Genomic DNA, 15315 nt, shown 5'->3' with positions numbered 1-15315 from the left:
CCAATGGGACGCGTACTCGTTGCCAAGGATGTGGAAGCGGCCGTTAAGGGTGGCTCCGTTTATGCCGCCGGTGGCGGTGGCTGGGCCGATCACGGCCGCATGCTCGGCTATGCGGCCGTCAATGTCGGCAAGCCGGAACTGGTGTCGATCGATGAACTGAACGACAATGACTGGGTCGCGACGGCCGCCGCCATCGGCGCACCGGCCTCCACCACTCCTTGGGAAATGCAGGGCATCGATTACGTGAAGGCCGCGCAGCTGCTGCAGGACGAGCTTGGCGAGAAGCTTTCCGGCCTGATCATCGGTCAGAACGGCCGCTCCTCGACGCTGAACGGCTGGCTGCCATCGGCCATCCTCGGAACGAAGGTCGTGGACGCGGTCGGCGATATCCGCGCCCATCCCACAGGCGACATGGGTTCGATCGGCATGGCGGGTTCGCCCGAGCAGATGATCCAGACCGCCGTCGGCGGCAACCGCGCCGAGAATCGCTATATCGAGCTGGTCGTGAAGGGCGCGACGGCGAAGATTTCGCCGATCCTGCGCGCGGCCTCGGACCAGTCCGGCGGCTTCATCGCCTCCTGCCGCAACCCCTTGCGCGCCTCCTATGTCCGCACGCATGCGGCGCTCGGCGGCATCTCCATGGCGCTTTCGCTTGGCGAAGCGATCATCGAGGCGGAAAAGAAGGGCGGCAGCGCCGTCATTGACGCCATCTGCAAGACGACTGGCGGCCATATTCTGGCCGAGGGCACGATCACCGGCAAGGATGTCGTCTATACGAAGGAAGCCTTCGACATCGGCACCATCACGGTCGGCAGCGGCGACAAGGCCGTCATCATGCATGTGATGAACGAGTACATGGCCGTCGAGGATACCGGCGGCAAGCGTCTGGCGACCTTCCCCTCCGTCATCACCACGCTATCGCCGGAAGGCGAACCCTTGAGCGTAGGCCAGTTGCACGAGGGCATGCATGTCTTCATCCTGCATGTGCCGATGGACATCATTCCGCTGTCTGCCAGCGTGCTCGACCCTACAGTCTATCCCTCCGTCGAAAAGGCCATGGGGATCGAAATCGCGAAATACGCTCTGGCCGGCAGGAAAGGCTGAAAAGCGCGGGAGGCGCAGATGGCGCGTGACGCAGGTCTCGAAGAGTTGCTGAGAGAAGAGCTCGGACCACGGCCCGGGCTCAGCGAAAAAGGAATGTTCGGCGGCCGGGCCTTTCTGCTCAACGGCCATCTGCTTTGCGGCGCTCGCGAAGACGGCATGCTGATCCGCCTCGGCAAGGGCAACGATGCCTGGGCGCTGGAACAGCCTGATATCAAACCCATGCTGTCAGGCAGCCGCGAAATGCAGGGATGGGTGCGCGCCGGGCCGGAGGCCTATGGCAACGACATGCTGCGCAAGCGGCTGCTTCTAGCCGCGCTGAATTTCGTCGAAGGCCTGCCGCCGAAATAGCCGGGCCGCCGAAACAACAACTAAAGCAGGGAAGGGAAGCCTATGCCGAAAGCCAATCCACGTCATCCGAAATTCCCCATTCCGGGCGGTCCGGAGCTGCGTGCCAAGGGCTGGCGGCAGGAGGCACTGCTGCGCCTGCTCGAAAACGTGCTCTCGGTCGGCGAAGACCCGGATAATCTCGTCGTCTACGCAGCCCTCGGCAAGGCGGCCCGTAACTGGGCGGCACACAAGGGCATCGTGAAGGCGCTCACCGAAATGGATGAGAACCAGACGCTGCTCATCCAGTCCGGCAAGCCGATCGGCCTCATCCGCACACATGACAAGGCACCGCTCGTCATCATGGCGAACTGCAACATCGTCGGGCAATGGGCGAAGGCCGAGGTCTTCTACGAGCTGCAGCGCAAGGGCCTGATCTGCTGGGGTGGCCTGACGGCCGGCGCCTGGCAATATATCGGCAGCCAGGGCGTCATCCAGGGCACCTACGAAATCTTCATGCGCATTGCCGAGCGGCGGTTCGGCGGCGATCTCTTCGGCCGTTTCGTGCTGACGGCCGGCCTCGGCGGCATGGGCGGCGCGCAGCCGCTCGCCGGCCGCATGGCGGGTGCTGCGATCCTCTGCGTCGATATCGATGCGGAACGCGCCAGGAAGCGCCAGGAAATCGGCTATCTGCAGGAAATCGCACCCGATCTCGATTCCGCGCTGGCGATGATCGACGCTGCGGTCAAGGAGAAGCGGGCGCTTTCCGTCGGGCTCGTCGGCAACGCGGCTGAGATCTACCCCGAGATCGCGCGGCGCGGTATCGTGCCCGATATCGTCACCGACCAGACTTCCGCTCACGATCTCGTCTATGGATACGTGCCGAAGGGCATGAACCTGCAGCAGGTTAGGGATTTACGCGACGACGGCCAGGGCCAGCTCATGGCGGCAAGCCGCGCCTCGATCGTCGAGCATGTGAAGGCGATGCTGGACTTCCAGAAGAAGGGTTCCGAAGTCTTCGACAACGGCAATCTGATCCGCACCCAGGCGAAGGAAGGCGGCGTCGCCAACGCCTTCGATATCCCGATCTTCACCGAAGCTTATCTCAGGCCGCTCTTCTGCCGTGCCATCGGTCCGTTCCGCTGGATGGCACTTTCCGGGGAGGAAAGCGACATCGCCCGCATCGACGATCTGCTGCTTGAGATGTTCCCGGACAACAAGATCATCACCAACTGGATCAAGCTTGCCCGCGAGCATGTGCCGTTCGAAGGGCTGCCGGCGCGTATCGCCTGGCTCGGCCATGGCGAGCGCACGGCGCTTGCCCGGCGCGTCAACGAGCTTGTGGCAAGCGGCGAGCTTAAGGGGCCGATCGCCTTCTCGCGCGATCATCTGGATGCCGGCGCCATGGCGCATCCGAACATCATGACCGAGGGCATGAAGGACGGCTCCGACGCCATCGCCGACTGGCCGCTGATCGACGCTATGATGCTCTGCTCGTCGATGGCCGATCTCGTCGTCGTCCATTCCGGCGGCGGCGGCTATGCCGGCTATATGACCAGTTGCGGCGTCACCGTGGTCGCCGATGGCACAGCTGCCGCCGACGAACGGCTCGACCACGCCCTGACCAACGATACCGCGCTTGGCGTCATGCGCTATGCCGATGCCGGCTATGAGGAAGCGCTGGACGAAGTTGCGAAAAAGGATGTGCCCTATATCCGTTTGGGATAGGCGCGTCTATTCTTCCCGACATTGAAAGACTATGGTCCCGGGCAGCTTGAGATGAATTGAGAGTTGCCCGTGATCCCCTGGACCTTGCTCGACACTGCGAAAATCCCTGGCGGCGGCGAGCTTCGCTTGAAGCAGCGCGGCCAGGAATTCTCCATCATGCTTGGCACCAACGAGCTGATGAACAGCCGCCTGAGCGGCTCCGAGCGCGCGCTTGCCACGCTTTCCTGCGAAAAGATCAAGGACCGGAAGACGCCGCATATTCTAATCGGCGGCCTCGGTATGGGGTTTACCTTGCGTGCGGCCCTCGGCGAACTCGGCGCGGACGCCAAGGTCACGGTTGCCGAGCTGGTTCCGGCTGTCGTGACCTGGGCACGCGGACCGATGGCAACGGTCTTCGACGGTTGCCTTGATGATCCACGCATCGCCATCCACGAAGGCGATGTACGTCCGCTCATCCGTGCCCGCAAGGCGACCTACGACGCCATCCTGCTCGATGTCGACAACGGCCCGGACGGCATCACGTCGGAGGCCAATGACGGTCTTTACGATTATCAGGGATTGAAGGCGGCGCGCGACGCGCTGCGCCCCGCCGGTATCCTTGCCGTCTGGTCTTCGGGACCGGACGAGCGCTTTACACGTCGCCTGCGCGACAGTGGTTTTACCGCCGAGGCGGTCAACACGCGCGCCAATGGCAAGACCGGCGCGCGCCACGTCATCTGGCTGGCCACCAAAGGCTAAGCCCTCGCGCTAAAGATAACGCGTTTCCTCCGGCGCGCGATCGAAGCGATCGTCGCGGCCGTCGAAATAGCCGACGGGAAGGGAGGCTAATTCCTCATCGGTGGCATCATCCAGGCAGCTGATGCTGATCGCATAGAACTTGCCGCCGAGTGCGGGGTTTTCACCCCAGTTGAAGGAGCTGATGCCGCAAGTCTTGCAGAACAGGTGATGCAGGATGCGAGGGCCGAATTGATATTCGCCGATGCTGTCCTCGCCCGAGGTCAGGCGGAAATCCGCGGGCGTGGCAACAGCCAGCCAATTGCGCTTCTTCTTGCAGATCGAGCAATTGCATTTGAAGGTGCCGCCCTTCAGGTCTAGATCGGCTTCGTAGCTGACGGCGCCGCAATGGCAGCTTCCGTGATAGGTCTTCTTCATCACTCTCATCCTTCCCTTGAGGTGGCTTCTGCGTAGGCGACATACTTATCGAGGGCTTGTTCCCAGCCGCCAGTCTGCAATCTCAGCTCTGTATCGTCAGGCAGCTCGACCTTGCGGAAGACGAGGTGCGTCTTCTCGCCACGCTCGTGAAACTCCACGGTCACCTGCATCGGATGTTCGGGCCTACCCTCCTGGTTTTCCCAGGCGAAGGTGAAGACGAGGCGCTCTGGCGGGACGATCTCCAGATAGCGGCCGTGGCTCCAATATTCCTTGCCCTCCGGCGTGAGAATGCAGTGTCGCCAGGCGCCCCCTTCCCGCAGGTCGACGGAAACGGATGGCGCCGTCATGTTTTGCGGTCCCCACCAGCGCATCAGATGTTGCGGTTCCGTCCAGAGGCGAAACAGCAGGGCACGCGGCGCGGCGATTTCGCGGGTCAGCACGATCTCGCGCGGCGGGCGCATACTGCCGCCCTCAGTTGCTGGGGTCATCCACTCCTCCCTTTTGCAATAGCGCCGCATAGGCTTCCAGGCGATCAAGATTGTCGTTCCAGAACTGCCGGTAGCTTTCCAGCCAGTCATCCACCTGCCGGAGCGGCTTGGGTTCCAGCCGGCACGGCCGCCACTGCGCCTCCCTACCCTTCGAAATCAAGCCTGCTCTTTCCAGCACCTTCAGATGTTTGGAGACGGCAACCAGCGACATGTCGAAGGGTTCGGCGAGCTCGGAGACGGACGCCTCCCCGGTCGCCAGCCGAGCCAGGATCGCCCGGCGGGTTGGATCGGCTAGAGCCGAGAGGGTCATGCTCAATGTGTCCATATGAGATGATAAACCAGACAGTTAATTAACTTATTGGTTTAATATAGAACGCAAGCGAGCGATGTCAAGAAGCGCCTGTCGGCGCGCAATCTCAGGAAACGATGTTGGACAATTCGATCAGGTTGTTGTCCGGATCGCGGAAATAGACCGAGAGAATGGGTCCTGTCGCGCCGGTTCGGCGGACGGGGCCTTGCGTAATCGTGGCGCCTTCGGCTTTAAGGTGAGCGATGATGTCATCCAGCGGCGTCGTGCTGATGAAGCAAAGGTCGGCCGAGCCCGGTGTCGGCCGCTCGGCCTTGGGCTCGAATTCATGTCCGACGCGATGCAGATTGATCTTCTGATTGCCGAAGGTCAGAGCCTTGCGGCCCTCCCCGAAGGTCTCAATGCCCATGCCGAGGACGCGGGCATAGAAATCGCAGCTCTCATCGATGCTCGCAACCGTGAGCACCAGATGATCGAGATGATCGATACGGATCATGGCAGCCTCCTGCCTTAACGGCGCGCCAGCCTGGCAACGGCAAAAGCGCTGACGAGACATAGTGCCAGCATGGCGAGGATGAAGGCAACCACGGCATTCCAGCCATCGGCAAGCCAGAAATAGCCGCCGACCGAACCCGCTATGCTGGAGCCGAGATAATAGGCCAGCAGGTAGAGCGAGGAGGCATGCCCCTTGAAGCCATGGGCCAGCCGCCCCACAAGCGCGCTGGCGACGGAATGGGTCATGAAGAAGCCGATCGTCACAAGAACGATGCCGAGAATGATCAGCGGCAGGGAGCCGGAAAGCGTCACAGCAGCACCGAGTGCCGCAATCAGCACACCGACCGGCAGCACGACGAAATGGCCGATGCGATCACCGAGCAGACCCGCCACCCAGGAAGCGACGATGCCGAAGAGATAGGCGGTGAAGATCAGGCCGAGCTCGATCTGGCTGAGATCATAGGGATCGGCGACGAGACGGAAGCCGGCATAGTTATAGACCGTGACGAAGGAGCCCATGACGAGAAAACCGATGGCAAAGAGCAGCGGCAGCGCGGCATTACCGAAATGGCCGCCCCAGGCCTTCACATGAAAGGCGGCATCGAAGCCCTTGCGCGGAGTAAAATTGCGCGACGGCGGCAGCAGATAGAGGAAGCCGACGGCTGCGATCAGGCCGAGAATGCCGATGGCAGCGAGCGCCGGCCGCCAGCTCAAGGATTCGGCGATCGTCCCCGTGACCACACGGCCGGCCATACCGCCGAAGGCATTGCCGGCGATATAGAGGCCCATGGCGCCGCCGAGGCCGCGCGGTTCGATTTCCTCAGCCAGATAGGTCATGGCGACAGCCGGCACGCCGCCCAGCAGAAAGCCCTCGAGAGCGCGGACGGCAAGCAGCATATGCCAGCTCGGCGACACCGCGCAGACGATCGTACAGATTGCTGCGCCGAGCAGCGATATGAACATCAGACTGCGGCGGCCGAGGCTTTCGGAAACGGCAGCGGCACCGAAGATCGCAAAGGCCAGGAAGCCGGTCGAAAGCGACAGCGACAGCGAGCTTGCAGCCGGCGTGACACCGAAATCCTCGGAGAAGATCGGCATAAGCGGCTGCACGCAATAAAGCAGCGAGAAGGTGGCAAAGCCCGAGAGAAACAGTGCGATGGTCGCGCGGCGGAAAGCGGGTGTGCCGCGCGTGAGGAATTGGCGAGACTCCGCCTGTGGCTCGCTCTTGACGAGCATCAATTCAGAACTGGACGGGACTTCGGAAGCAGTTGTTTCCTGCATTCTAGCGGCGCGGAACATGGGCACCAACCTTTCTTGCCCTGAAATCTAGTCAGATCCGCTTCATTAGTCCAATATATGGAACAGGCGATCTCAATAGCTTTTGGAGATAGCGATGGAGCTACGTCATATCCGCTATTTTCTGGCGCTCGCGGAAGCGGGGAACTTCACCCGCGCGGCCGCCAACCTCGGGATTGGCCAGCCACCGCTCAGTCAGCAGATCCGGGATTTGGAAAACGAGGTGGGCGCGCAACTGTTCCACCGCGTGCCGCATGGCGCGGAGCTGACGGCTGCCGGCGAGGCCTTCCTGGCCGAAGCAAAAATGGCGGTCGATGCGGCGGAAAAGGCAAAGCTTGCCGCCCAGCGCGCCAATCGCGGCGAGATCGGCCGCCTGTCGCTCGGCTTTACCGCCTCTTCCGCCTTCAATATCATCGTCACATCAACCATTCGCGAGTTTCGGGGGCACTGGCCGGAAGTGCGGCTATCGTTGACCGAGATGAACACCAATGCGCTGATGGAGCGGCTGATGCGCGGCGAGATCGATGCGGCCTTCATTCGCCCAGGCCTGGAAGATCCGCGGGATGTTCGCCTGAAACGCTTTGCCGACGAGCCGATGCTGATCGCGCTGCCGGCGCATCATCCATTGGCGAAAAGGGAGCGCGTGCCGGTCGCCGCGCTCGCCGGCGAGCCTTTCATTCTCTTCCCGCGCATGGTGGGCCTCAGCCTCTACGACGATATCGTCGCCGCCTGCCGCGAAGCGGGCTTCGACCTCGTGGTGACGCAAGAGGCGCCGCAGATCCCCTCCGTCGTCAATCTCGTCGCCGCCAATCTCGGCGTTTCCATCGTTCCGGCTTCGATCGCGCAGATCAAGCTCGATGGCGTCGCCTATCGGCCGATCGACGGGCCGCCGGTCGTGGCGCGCCTCGGCCTTGCCAGCCTCAAGGCACAGAGATCGCCCGTCATCGCCAATCTCATGAGCCTGATTGCCTGATTAGCCAGCTATTTGCTTTTCACGTAATTCCGGACGCAAAACCGCTTCACGCTTTTGCTGGAATTACTCCAGCTCCCAATAGGGCGGATCGCCAAAGGATTTCTTCAGGTGATCGGCCATCGCGCGGAGTTTGGCCGAGGGATTGCGCCCCTCGGGATGGGCCATGAAGATGAACTCCGGCTCCGGGCGGTAGCCGATATCGATCTCGACGAGCCGTCCTTCCCTCACCGAAGGCCCTGCGATGAAAGCCGGCAGCAAGGCAATGCCGAGCCCGGCAATCGCGGCATCGTGGAGGACATCGCCATTGTTGACGCCCAGTGCCAGCTTTGCACGGATGACGACAGCGCCGTCTGGTCCCTCGAAACGCCAATCCGCGACGCCGCGATTGGTGTAAAAAATACCGCGATGATCTTCGAGATCGGAGAGCGAAGCGGGTTTGCCGTGGCGGCTCAGATAGTCCGGTGAAGCGACAAGAAAGCGGCGGCTGCGGGCGAGCTTCCATGCGACGAGGCGCGAGTCGGCAATCAAGCCGTGGCGAATGATTGCGTCATAGCCATCCGAGGCGGCATCGACCCGGCGGTCGTCGAGATCAAGCGTCAGCTCGATCTCCGGATGGTCGGCGAGAAACGGATAGAGAGCCGGCCCGAGATGCAGGCGGCCGAAGGTGACGGGCGCGGCGATGCGCAGCGGTCCCATCAACGTGCCGCGCCGCTCGGCGAGATCGGCCGCAGCCTCGCGCACCTCCTGCGCGATGCGGGTCGCGCGCTGCAGAAAGGCGGCGCCGTCCTCCGTCAAGGTCAGCTTGCGGGTCGTGCGGTGAAGCAGGGTTGCCCCCAACGCCTTTTCCATGTCCGACAGACGCTCGCTGACGACGGATTTCGACAGGCGAAGCCGACGCGCCGCCTCGCTGATGGATCCAGCCTCGGCTACGGTCACGAACGTTACTATCCCGTCGATCTTCAGCATCGTTCGGAAACTCCGAATTCGAATTCCTCTTTTTGCAGACTAATCCGAACGATAAAATCAGGCCATATCTTTCTCAACGGAAACAGCGGAGGACAAGCCCTCCCCAACCACTGAAGGGATAAAATCATGTCACGCCTGCAAAACAAAACGGCACTCATCACCGGCGGCACCAGCGGCATCGGCCTGGAAACGGCCCGCCAATTCATCGCCGAAGGAGCTCGCGTCGTCGTCACCGGCAGTAGCGCTGCCAGCGTCGAAGCCGCCCGCAACGAGCTTGGCGACAATGCTCTCGTCATCCAGGCCGACGCCGGCAATACCGACGGCCAGAAGGCCGTTGCGGAAGCAGTCAAGAAGGCTTTTGGTCATCTCGACATCCTCTTCGTCAATGCCGGCATCGCCGAGTTCGGCCCGCTCGAACAATGGAGTGAAGCCGCATTCGACAAATCCATCGCCGTCAACGTAAAGGGCCCGTTCTTCTTGGTTCAGGCCCTGCTGCCGATCCTCTCGAACCCGGCCTCGATCGTGCTCAACACATCGATCAACGCCCATATCGGCATGCCGAATTCGAGTGTCTACGCCCTGACGAAGGGTGCCTTGCTGACGCTTGCGAAGACGCTTTCGGGCGAACTGATCGGACGCGGCATTCGCGTCAACGCCGTCAGCCCCGGCCCGATCGCAACGCCGCTGCACAGCAAGTTCGGCCTGTCCGAGGCCGACGCCAAGGCCATGGCTTCGCAGATCCAGAGCCAGATTCCTGCCGGCCGCTTCGGCAATTCCAGTGAGGTCGCCAAGGCGATCGTCTTCCTCGCTTCCGACGAATCCGCCTTCACGGTCGGTGCCGAGCTGGTCATCGACGGCGGCATGAGCACTCTGTAAGCACCAGCATCGCGCCGCAAGCCTGAGGTTGCGGAGCGATGCCCCAGGGAGGAAGAGGCCCTTCTCCTCCCTGAAAACCCACTCTCAGAACATCGTATTATTGTTCTTCGACGTCTCGGGGATCGGCTGCACCGAATCCCAATGTTCCTGGATCTTGTTGTCCTCGACGCGGAAGATGTCGACGATGGCGCTGCCGCGGTCGCCGGGCTGGCGAACGGCGTGGACGCGCAGGATCACATAATCGCCATCGACCATGACGCGCTTGATCTCGCTCTTCGACTGCGGAAAGTTTTTCTTCAGGTAGTCGATGAAGCCGCGCAGGCCCTCCGGACCATCGGCGGCAAGAGGATTGTGTTGGATGTAGTTGCCTAGGTATTTGGAAGCCGCGTCGAAATCCTTGTCGTTCAGCGCTTTTTGGTAGAACTCCAAAACGATCTCCTTGTTCTTCAGCTCTTGCGGCGAATAGGCACGTTCGGCAAAGGCCGGCATGGCGGCAGCCATGATTGGCAGGGCGATCATCGCGACTTTCATCAGTTTCAAGGCGTTACTCCTTCGATCGTTAACGCGTTCAGATTTGTCGAGACGGAAGGCGCTCGCAAATGACAAGGGCGTGAGGCCCAGGTGATTAGCCGCCGGAAATGGAGGCAAGCGGGGCCTAAAACCGTCTTGAGGGAATGCCGCGATTGCCTATGACACGCCAAAGGCTTAGGCTTGTGAGCAAAAGAACAGGCGACGGGTTCAGGCATGGTTCTCGCAGGAAAGCGCATCCTTCTCATTATCTCCGGTGGCATCGCGGCCTATAAGAGCCTCGATCTCATTCGCCGGCTGCGCGAGCGCGGCGCAAGTGTGCGGCCCGTCATGACATCGGGCGCACAGGAGTTCATCACGCCGCTTGCCGCCGGCGCGCTTGCCGCCGATCACGTCTTCACCGATCTGTTTTCGCGTCAGGATGAACAGGATGTCGGCCATATAAGGCTGGCGCGCGACTGCGACCTCGTGCTGATCGCGCCCGCGACTGCCGATCTGCTCGCCAAGATGGCCAACGGGCTGGCGGACGATCTCGCCTCGACCATATTGCTTGCCACAGACCGGCCTGTGCTCGCAGCCCCCGCCATGAACCCGAAGATGTGGGCGCATCCGGCAACCAAGCGCAACGTTGAGACGCTGCGCAGGGACGGTATCACCTTCGTCGGGCCGATGACGGGTGAAATGGCCGAGAGCGGCGAGAGCGGCGCGGGGCGGATGGCGGAACCGCTCGATATCGTCGCGGCGGCCGAGAGACGGCTGGATGACGGCGCCAAGCCGCTCGCCGGCAAGAAGGCGGTCGTCACCTCCGGCCCAACGCATGAGCCGATCGACCCCGTGCGCTACATCGCCAACCGCTCGTCCGGCCGGCAGGGCCATGCCATCGCGGCCGCCCTTGCGGCACTCGGCGCCGACGTCACTCTGGTTTCCGGCCCGGTGACCATACCCGATCCGGTCGGCCTCCATGTCATCCATGTCGAACGGGCGGACGAAATGCGCGACGCGGTGCTTACGGCCCTTCCGGCTGATATCGCCGTGATGGTGGCAGCGGTCGCGGACTGGCGCGTCGCCTCCGCATCGGACCAGAAGATCAAGAAACATCCGGGCGAGTCGATCCCAACGCTGGCGCTCACGGAAAACCCCGACATATTGAAAACCGTCGGCCACCATACGCAGCGGCCGAAACTCGTCATCGGTTTTGCCGCCGAAACGCAGGATGTCGAGAGCAATGCCCGCGCGAAGCTGGAGCGCAAGGGCGCCGATTTCATCGTCGCCAACGATGTCTCACCCGCGACCGGCATCATGGGCGGCACAAGAAACCGCGTGACGATTATCAGTCACGACGGCGTAGAGCAGTGGCCCGATCTCGATAAGGACGAAGTGGCCACACGGCTCGCAGCACTGATATCAGCGCAATTCAGGCAGGGATAGCGGCTGCCGGTAGTCGCTCGGCGGGCGCGCGCTCTTTCGGCTGGAAGGGCGTGACATGGACGCCGGTATCGTCGATCATGACGGCGCTGCCGTCCGGGATCTCACGCCAGGCATCGACATCGTCATTCAACGGCTCGGAAACGAGGCAGTACCCCAAGCCGACGGGCGAGGCGTAGAGCGTCGGCGCCTTGCGGTCGGTGGCATAGCGGATGGCGTAGAGCGACTTGCCGTCGGAAAAGGCTGATGTGAAGCGCACCAGCGCCGAACCGGTCAAATGCAGCGACAGCCCTTCGACGAAACCGATGGTCTGAGCGATCGCCGCAGTCGGATTTGTCGCCAGGCCGAACTGCATCGCCAGCAGGAATAGAAGCTCGGAATCGGTCGTGCCGCTGCGGGCATTAAACAGCCGGTCGTCGAGCATGGCCTCCATCGGGCGGCGCAGGCGATCGAAATTGGAAATCTGGCCATTATGCTGGAACGACCAATTCTCGAAGACGAAGGGATGGCAATTGTCGCGCCGCGTGCCGCCGCCGGTGGCCGCGCGGACATGGGCGAGGAAGAGCGGCGAGCGGATCTGCCGCGCCAGGCTCTTGAGATTACAATCGGACCAGGCCGGCAGGATATCGCGGTAGCGGCCAGGCTCCGGCCGATCGCCATACCAGGCGATGCCGAAACCGTCCCCGTTGGTCGCGGTCTTGGCGCGCGTGGCGCAATGGGATTGTTCGATCAGGGAGTGGGCGGGCGAAGATACCAGCTCCTCCAGATAGAGGGGGTCTCCACGATAGGCTGCCCAGCGACACATGCGTCTTTATACTCCGATTCCCGCTGTGTTCCTGTCCCGCGGGAGAATGGCAAATCTTGGACGATTGTTTATGCGGAATGGGTAATAAAGTCTTAATTTTCCGTCGTCTGCGGCGCAAGATGACAGATATTCGACGCTTCGTCCGATCACATTCAGCATCGAAACATTTTCTTCGTGAAGCCCGATGTCATAGGGCTTTTCGCGAGGATGCAGCGAGCATAGGTATTTCAATGCGACAATAAGTGTGAAGCTCTCAGAGATTGTGCCTCTTGCATCAGGTCAAATTTGAGCTACGTTGAGCTTGTCTGAAACGTAACGAAAGGAAGGTGATCCAATGTCTAGTGAGATTTCGGTCTTTGTATACGGCATGGAAATGGTTGTGAACGTTGCGAGGCAGCCCTCGCTCTGACCAACACCTTCCCGAAGCGTTCGCCGCTTCAGGCCAGTTACGGGCCAAAGCTCATGGGGGGTCGCTCAAGGCGGCCCCTTTTGATTTTCAGCCGTTCGTTTTTTTCCTTGCCAATTTTTCCTTGCCAAACGGGAAGAGCGCCTTAGCTAACCCAGCATGTCTTCTCAGGAACAGCCCGAACAGGGTGAAGCCAAGCCAAGGCCGCTGAACGAGCCGGCCCTTACCGCACTCTCATTGTATCCGCAGGACTGGGCCTTGTTCCTCGATATCGACGGAACCTTGCTCGATCTTGCCGAAAGACCGGAGGCGATCGTCGTGCCCGACTATCTGCCCGGCACGCTTCATGCCCTCTCCCGTCAGCTTGGCGGCGCGCTCGCCTTGGTCACAGGCCGCGCCATCGAATTCGTCGATCCGCTGTTTGCGCCCTTCCGGTTTCCCGTCGCCGGCCTGCATGGCGCGGAGCGCCGCGATGCCGCCGGACGGCTGCGGCGGGCGCATATTCCTCTGGCTTTCCAAGCGATGAAGCAGACCATTGCATATGAGGCACAAGCCTGGCCCGGCGCCATCGTCGAGGACAAGGGCGCTGCGGTCGCGGTTCATTTCCGGCATGCACCCACATACGAGATGGAGATCGGCGAAGCCATGCAACGCCATCTGGAGGAAGCCGGTCCCGACTGGAACCTGCAGCGCGGCAAGATGGTGATCGAAATCTGCCCGGCGCACGCCAGCAAGGGACATGCCGTTGAGGCGTTTCTTGCCGAAACGCCCTTCGAAGGGCGCCGCCCGGTGACGATCGGCGACGACGTGACCGACGAGACGATGTTTGCCGCTGCCAACCGTCTCGGCGGCCAATCCGTACGCGTTGGCGAAGGCAACGGAAAAACGCTGGCACGTGCATCCATTGGCTCGCCTGCGCGTTTAAGGGACGTGTTGGGAACGCTCGTCAAGTAATCCCTCGATCACTGCGGCGCCCTCCAGCTTCTAATTTTCCCGCAATTCCGAACGGAAAACCGCTGCGCACTTTTCCGGAATTGCTTTAGCCTTCTCGAAAGGAAGAATTCGTGAGTCGACTCATCATTGTTTCCAACCGCGTTTCCGTGCCCGATCACAAGGGTGCGGCAGCAGCGGGCGGCCTTGCCGTGGCGTTGCAGGCAGCCCTTGCCGAGCGCGGCGGCATCTGGATGGGCTGGTCCGGAAAATCGAGCGGCGACATCGAGCCCGAGCCGCTGCAGATGACGCAGGACGGCAACATCACTTATGCGCTGACCGATCTAACCCAGACCGATGTCGAGGAATATTATCAAGGCTTTGCCAACCGTGTGCTCTGGCCGATCTGCCATTACCGGCTCGATCTCGCCGAATATGCCCGCAAGGAAATGACCGGCTATTTCCGCGTCAACCGCTTCTTTGCCCATCGTCTTGCACCCCTGATCGAACCCAACGACATTATCTGGGTTCACGACTATCACCTCATTCCATTGGCGGCGGAGCTGCGGCAGATGGGCTTGAAGAACCGTATCGGCTTCTTCCTGCATATTCCCTGGCCGCCGGCAGACGTCGTGCTCGCCATGCCGGTGCATGAGGAGATCATGCGAGGCCTCTCCTCCTACGACCTGCTCGGCTTCCAGACGGACCATGATCTCGAGAACTTTGCGGGCTGCCTGAAGCGCGAAGGCATGGGCATCGAGAAAAGCCCTGGCCATTTCAGTGCCCATGGCCATGATTTTCGCGGTGGTGCCTATTCGATCGGTATCGAGACGGCAGGCTTTGCCGAATTCGCCCGCAAGGCCGCGTCGCACAGTATGGTGCAGAAAGTGCGTCAAAGCATCGAAGGCCGCGACCTGATCCTCGGCGTCGACCGGCTCGACTATTCCAAGGGCATCACGCAGCGCATCGACGCCTTCGAACGCTTCATCACCAACAACCCCGCCCACCAGCGCAGCGTCACCTATCTGCAGATCACGCCGAAATCGCGTTCCGAAGTGCCGGAATACGAGGCGATGCAGCATGCGGTTGCCGAGCAGGCCGGCCGGGTCAACGGCGCGATCGGCACGGTCGACTGGGTGCCGATCCGCTATATCAACCGTTCGATCAGCCGCCCGATACTGGCGGGCCTCTACCGGCTTGCCAAGGTCGGGCTGGTGACGCCGCTGCGCGACGGCATGAACCTCGTCGCCAAGGAATATGTCGCCGCGCAGGATCCGGAAAACCCGGGCGTGCTCGTACTCTCGCGCTTTGCCGGGGCGGCACGCAAGCTGAAGGGCGCCTTGCTGGTCAATCCCTATGACGTCGACGGCACCGCCAATGCGCTGGCGCGCGGCATCAACATGCCATTGCAGGAGCGACAGGAACGCTGGCGCGGCATGATGGATTATCTGCTTGAGAATGACGTATCACATTGGTGCGAGACGTTTCTTGCCGATCTCACGGCGGAATAGA

17 protein-coding genes are annotated in these 15315 nt (G+C 61.6%); 9 read left to right on the top strand and 8 right to left on the bottom strand.

Going from position 1 to position 15315, the window contains the following annotated elements:
* The first annotated feature begins 3 nt into the window (after positions 1-3).
* From FP026_RS01420 to FP026_RS01405, 4 genes are all read left to right on the top strand, one after another.
* Positions 4-1104 (top strand): DUF917 domain-containing protein, encoded by a 1101-nt coding sequence (locus FP026_RS01420; RefSeq protein ID WP_149632857.1) that lies wholly within the window; start codon positions 4-6, stop codon positions 1102-1104.
* 18 nt (positions 1105-1122) lie between these two features.
* Positions 1123-1452, top strand: coding sequence for a TfoX/Sxy family protein (locus FP026_RS01415; protein ID WP_149632856.1), 330 nt, complete (start codon positions 1123-1125; stop codon positions 1450-1452).
* Between the two features lie 42 nt (positions 1453-1494).
* Positions 1495-3156 carry a urocanate hydratase gene (locus FP026_RS01410; RefSeq protein ID WP_149632855.1) on the top strand — a complete coding sequence of 554 codons (1662 nt, stop codon included), beginning with the start codon at positions 1495-1497 and terminating at the stop codon, positions 3154-3156.
* A gap of 69 nt (positions 3157-3225) precedes the next feature.
* Positions 3226-3894 carry a spermidine synthase gene (locus FP026_RS01405; RefSeq protein ID WP_149632854.1) on the top strand — a complete coding sequence of 223 codons (669 nt, stop codon included), beginning with the start codon at positions 3226-3228 and terminating at the stop codon, positions 3892-3894.
* A gap of 9 nt (positions 3895-3903) precedes the next feature.
* Here FP026_RS01405 and FP026_RS01400 read toward each other — a convergent pair whose 3' ends face one another.
* From FP026_RS01400 to FP026_RS01380, 5 genes are all read right to left on the bottom strand, one after another.
* Positions 3904-4308 carry a GFA family protein gene (locus FP026_RS01400; protein ID WP_149632853.1) on the bottom strand — a complete coding sequence of 135 codons (405 nt, stop codon included), beginning with the start codon at positions 4306-4308 and terminating at the stop codon, positions 3904-3906.
* A gap of 5 nt (positions 4309-4313) precedes the next feature.
* Positions 4314-4796 carry an SRPBCC family protein gene (locus FP026_RS01395; protein ID WP_149632852.1) on the bottom strand — a complete coding sequence of 161 codons (483 nt, stop codon included), beginning with the start codon at positions 4794-4796 and terminating at the stop codon, positions 4314-4316.
* Positions 4780-5121, bottom strand: a complete 342-nt coding sequence (locus FP026_RS01390) for an ArsR/SmtB family transcription factor (protein ID WP_149632851.1) — start codon at positions 5119-5121, stop codon at positions 4780-4782. Before FP026_RS01390 ends, FP026_RS01395 begins: the two co-directional genes overlap by 17 nt.
* 91 nt (positions 5122-5212) lie before the next feature.
* Positions 5213-5599: a VOC family protein gene (locus FP026_RS01385; RefSeq protein ID WP_149632850.1), complete on the bottom strand. Its 387-nt coding sequence runs from the start codon at positions 5597-5599 to the stop codon at positions 5213-5215.
* A gap of 14 nt (positions 5600-5613) precedes the next feature.
* Positions 5614-6834 carry an MFS transporter gene (locus tag FP026_RS01380; RefSeq protein ID WP_432444079.1) on the bottom strand — a complete coding sequence of 407 codons (1221 nt, stop codon included), beginning with the start codon at positions 6832-6834 and terminating at the stop codon, positions 5614-5616.
* A 157-nt stretch (positions 6835-6991) separates the two neighbouring features.
* Here FP026_RS01380 and FP026_RS01375 point away from each other — a divergent pair, with 157 nt between their 5' ends.
* Positions 6992-7867, top strand: a complete 876-nt coding sequence (locus FP026_RS01375) for a LysR family transcriptional regulator (protein WP_149632849.1) — start codon at positions 6992-6994, stop codon at positions 7865-7867.
* A gap of 63 nt (positions 7868-7930) precedes the next feature.
* Here FP026_RS01375 and FP026_RS01370 read toward each other — a convergent pair whose 3' ends face one another.
* On the bottom strand, positions 7931-8833 hold the full coding sequence (locus tag FP026_RS01370; RefSeq protein WP_149632848.1) for a LysR family transcriptional regulator: 903 nt from the start codon (positions 8831-8833) through the stop codon (positions 7931-7933).
* Between the two features lie 126 nt (positions 8834-8959).
* Between FP026_RS01370 and FP026_RS01365 the strand changes: the two genes are divergently transcribed.
* Positions 8960-9709 (top strand): SDR family oxidoreductase, encoded by a 750-nt coding sequence (locus FP026_RS01365; RefSeq protein ID WP_149632847.1) that lies wholly within the window; start codon positions 8960-8962, stop codon positions 9707-9709.
* A gap of 84 nt (positions 9710-9793) precedes the next feature.
* On the opposite strand, the gene FP026_RS01360 is transcribed toward FP026_RS01365, so the two are convergent.
* A complete protein-coding gene (locus tag FP026_RS01360) occupies positions 9794-10240 on the bottom strand; it encodes a nuclear transport factor 2 family protein (RefSeq protein WP_188112478.1) in 447 nt (148 codons plus the stop codon).
* A 213-nt stretch (positions 10241-10453) separates the two neighbouring features.
* On the opposite strand from FP026_RS01360, the gene coaBC reads away from it, so the two are divergent.
* Complete coding sequence (gene coaBC / locus FP026_RS01355) at positions 10454-11665, top strand: bifunctional phosphopantothenoylcysteine decarboxylase/phosphopantothenate--cysteine ligase CoaBC (RefSeq protein WP_149632845.1); 1212 nt, start codon at positions 10454-10456, stop codon at positions 11663-11665.
* Here the strand turns inward: coaBC and FP026_RS01350 are convergent.
* Positions 11652-12467: a class II glutamine amidotransferase gene (locus FP026_RS01350; protein WP_149632844.1), complete on the bottom strand. Its 816-nt coding sequence runs from the start codon at positions 12465-12467 to the stop codon at positions 11652-11654. The two genes, coaBC and FP026_RS01350, sit on opposite strands and share 14 nt — an antisense overlap.
* A 565-nt stretch (positions 12468-13032) precedes the next feature.
* On the opposite strand from FP026_RS01350, the gene otsB reads away from it, so the two are divergent.
* Positions 13033-13827: a trehalose-phosphatase gene (gene otsB / locus FP026_RS01345; RefSeq protein WP_149632843.1), complete on the top strand. Its 795-nt coding sequence runs from the start codon at positions 13033-13035 to the stop codon at positions 13825-13827.
* A 110-nt stretch (positions 13828-13937) separates the two neighbouring features.
* Entirely contained in the window at positions 13938-15314 is a 1377-nt protein-coding gene (gene otsA / locus FP026_RS01340) for an alpha,alpha-trehalose-phosphate synthase (UDP-forming) (RefSeq protein WP_149632842.1), read from the top strand.
* The last annotated feature ends 1 nt before the right edge of the window (position 15315 follow it).

It is taken from the genome of Martinezella tropici, assembly GCF_008370325.1.
Taxonomy (GTDB): domain Bacteria; phylum Pseudomonadota; class Alphaproteobacteria; order Rhizobiales; family Rhizobiaceae; genus Rhizobium; species Rhizobium tropici_B.
This window is presented reverse-complemented; position numbering and strand designations above follow the sequence as displayed.

What these genes read in the sequence shown, in the direction of transcription:
- FP026_RS01420 (WP_149632857.1), top strand. Translation starts at nt 4, where the DNA reads ATGGGACGCGTACTCGTTGCCAAGGATGTGGAAGCGGCCGTTAAGGGT.
- FP026_RS01415 (WP_149632856.1), top strand. Translation starts at nt 1,123, where the DNA reads ATGGCGCGTGACGCAGGTCTCGAAGAGTTGCTGAGAGAAGAGCTCGGA.
- FP026_RS01410 (WP_149632855.1), top strand. Translation starts at nt 1,495, where the DNA reads ATGCCGAAAGCCAATCCACGTCATCCGAAATTCCCCATTCCGGGCGGT.
- FP026_RS01400 (WP_149632853.1), bottom strand. Translation starts at nt 4,308, where the DNA reads ATGAAGAAGACCTATCACGGAAGCTGCCATTGCGGCGCCGTCAGCTAC.
- FP026_RS01395 (WP_149632852.1), bottom strand. Translation starts at nt 4,796, where the DNA reads ATGACCCCAGCAACTGAGGGCGGCAGTATGCGCCCGCCGCGCGAGATC.
- FP026_RS01390 (WP_149632851.1), bottom strand. Translation starts at nt 5,121, where the DNA reads ATGGACACATTGAGCATGACCCTCTCGGCTCTAGCCGATCCAACCCGC.
- FP026_RS01385 (WP_149632850.1), bottom strand. Translation starts at nt 5,599, where the DNA reads ATGATCCGTATCGATCATCTCGATCATCTGGTGCTCACGGTTGCGAGC.
- FP026_RS01380 (WP_432444079.1), bottom strand. Translation starts at nt 6,834, where the DNA reads ATGCTCGTCAAGAGCGAGCCACAGGCGGAGTCTCGCCAATTCCTCACG.
- FP026_RS01375 (WP_149632849.1), top strand. Translation starts at nt 6,992, where the DNA reads ATGGAGCTACGTCATATCCGCTATTTTCTGGCGCTCGCGGAAGCGGGG.
- FP026_RS01370 (WP_149632848.1), bottom strand. Translation starts at nt 8,833, where the DNA reads ATGCTGAAGATCGACGGGATAGTAACGTTCGTGACCGTAGCCGAGGCT.
- FP026_RS01365 (WP_149632847.1), top strand. Translation starts at nt 8,960, where the DNA reads ATGTCACGCCTGCAAAACAAAACGGCACTCATCACCGGCGGCACCAGC.
- FP026_RS01360 (WP_188112478.1), bottom strand. Translation starts at nt 10,240, where the DNA reads ATGAAAGTCGCGATGATCGCCCTGCCAATCATGGCTGCCGCCATGCCG.
- coaBC (WP_149632845.1), top strand. Translation starts at nt 10,454, where the DNA reads ATGGTTCTCGCAGGAAAGCGCATCCTTCTCATTATCTCCGGTGGCATC.
- FP026_RS01350 (WP_149632844.1), bottom strand. Translation starts at nt 12,467, where the DNA reads ATGTGTCGCTGGGCAGCCTATCGTGGAGACCCCCTCTATCTGGAGGAG.
- otsB (WP_149632843.1), top strand. Translation starts at nt 13,033, where the DNA reads ATGTCTTCTCAGGAACAGCCCGAACAGGGTGAAGCCAAGCCAAGGCCG.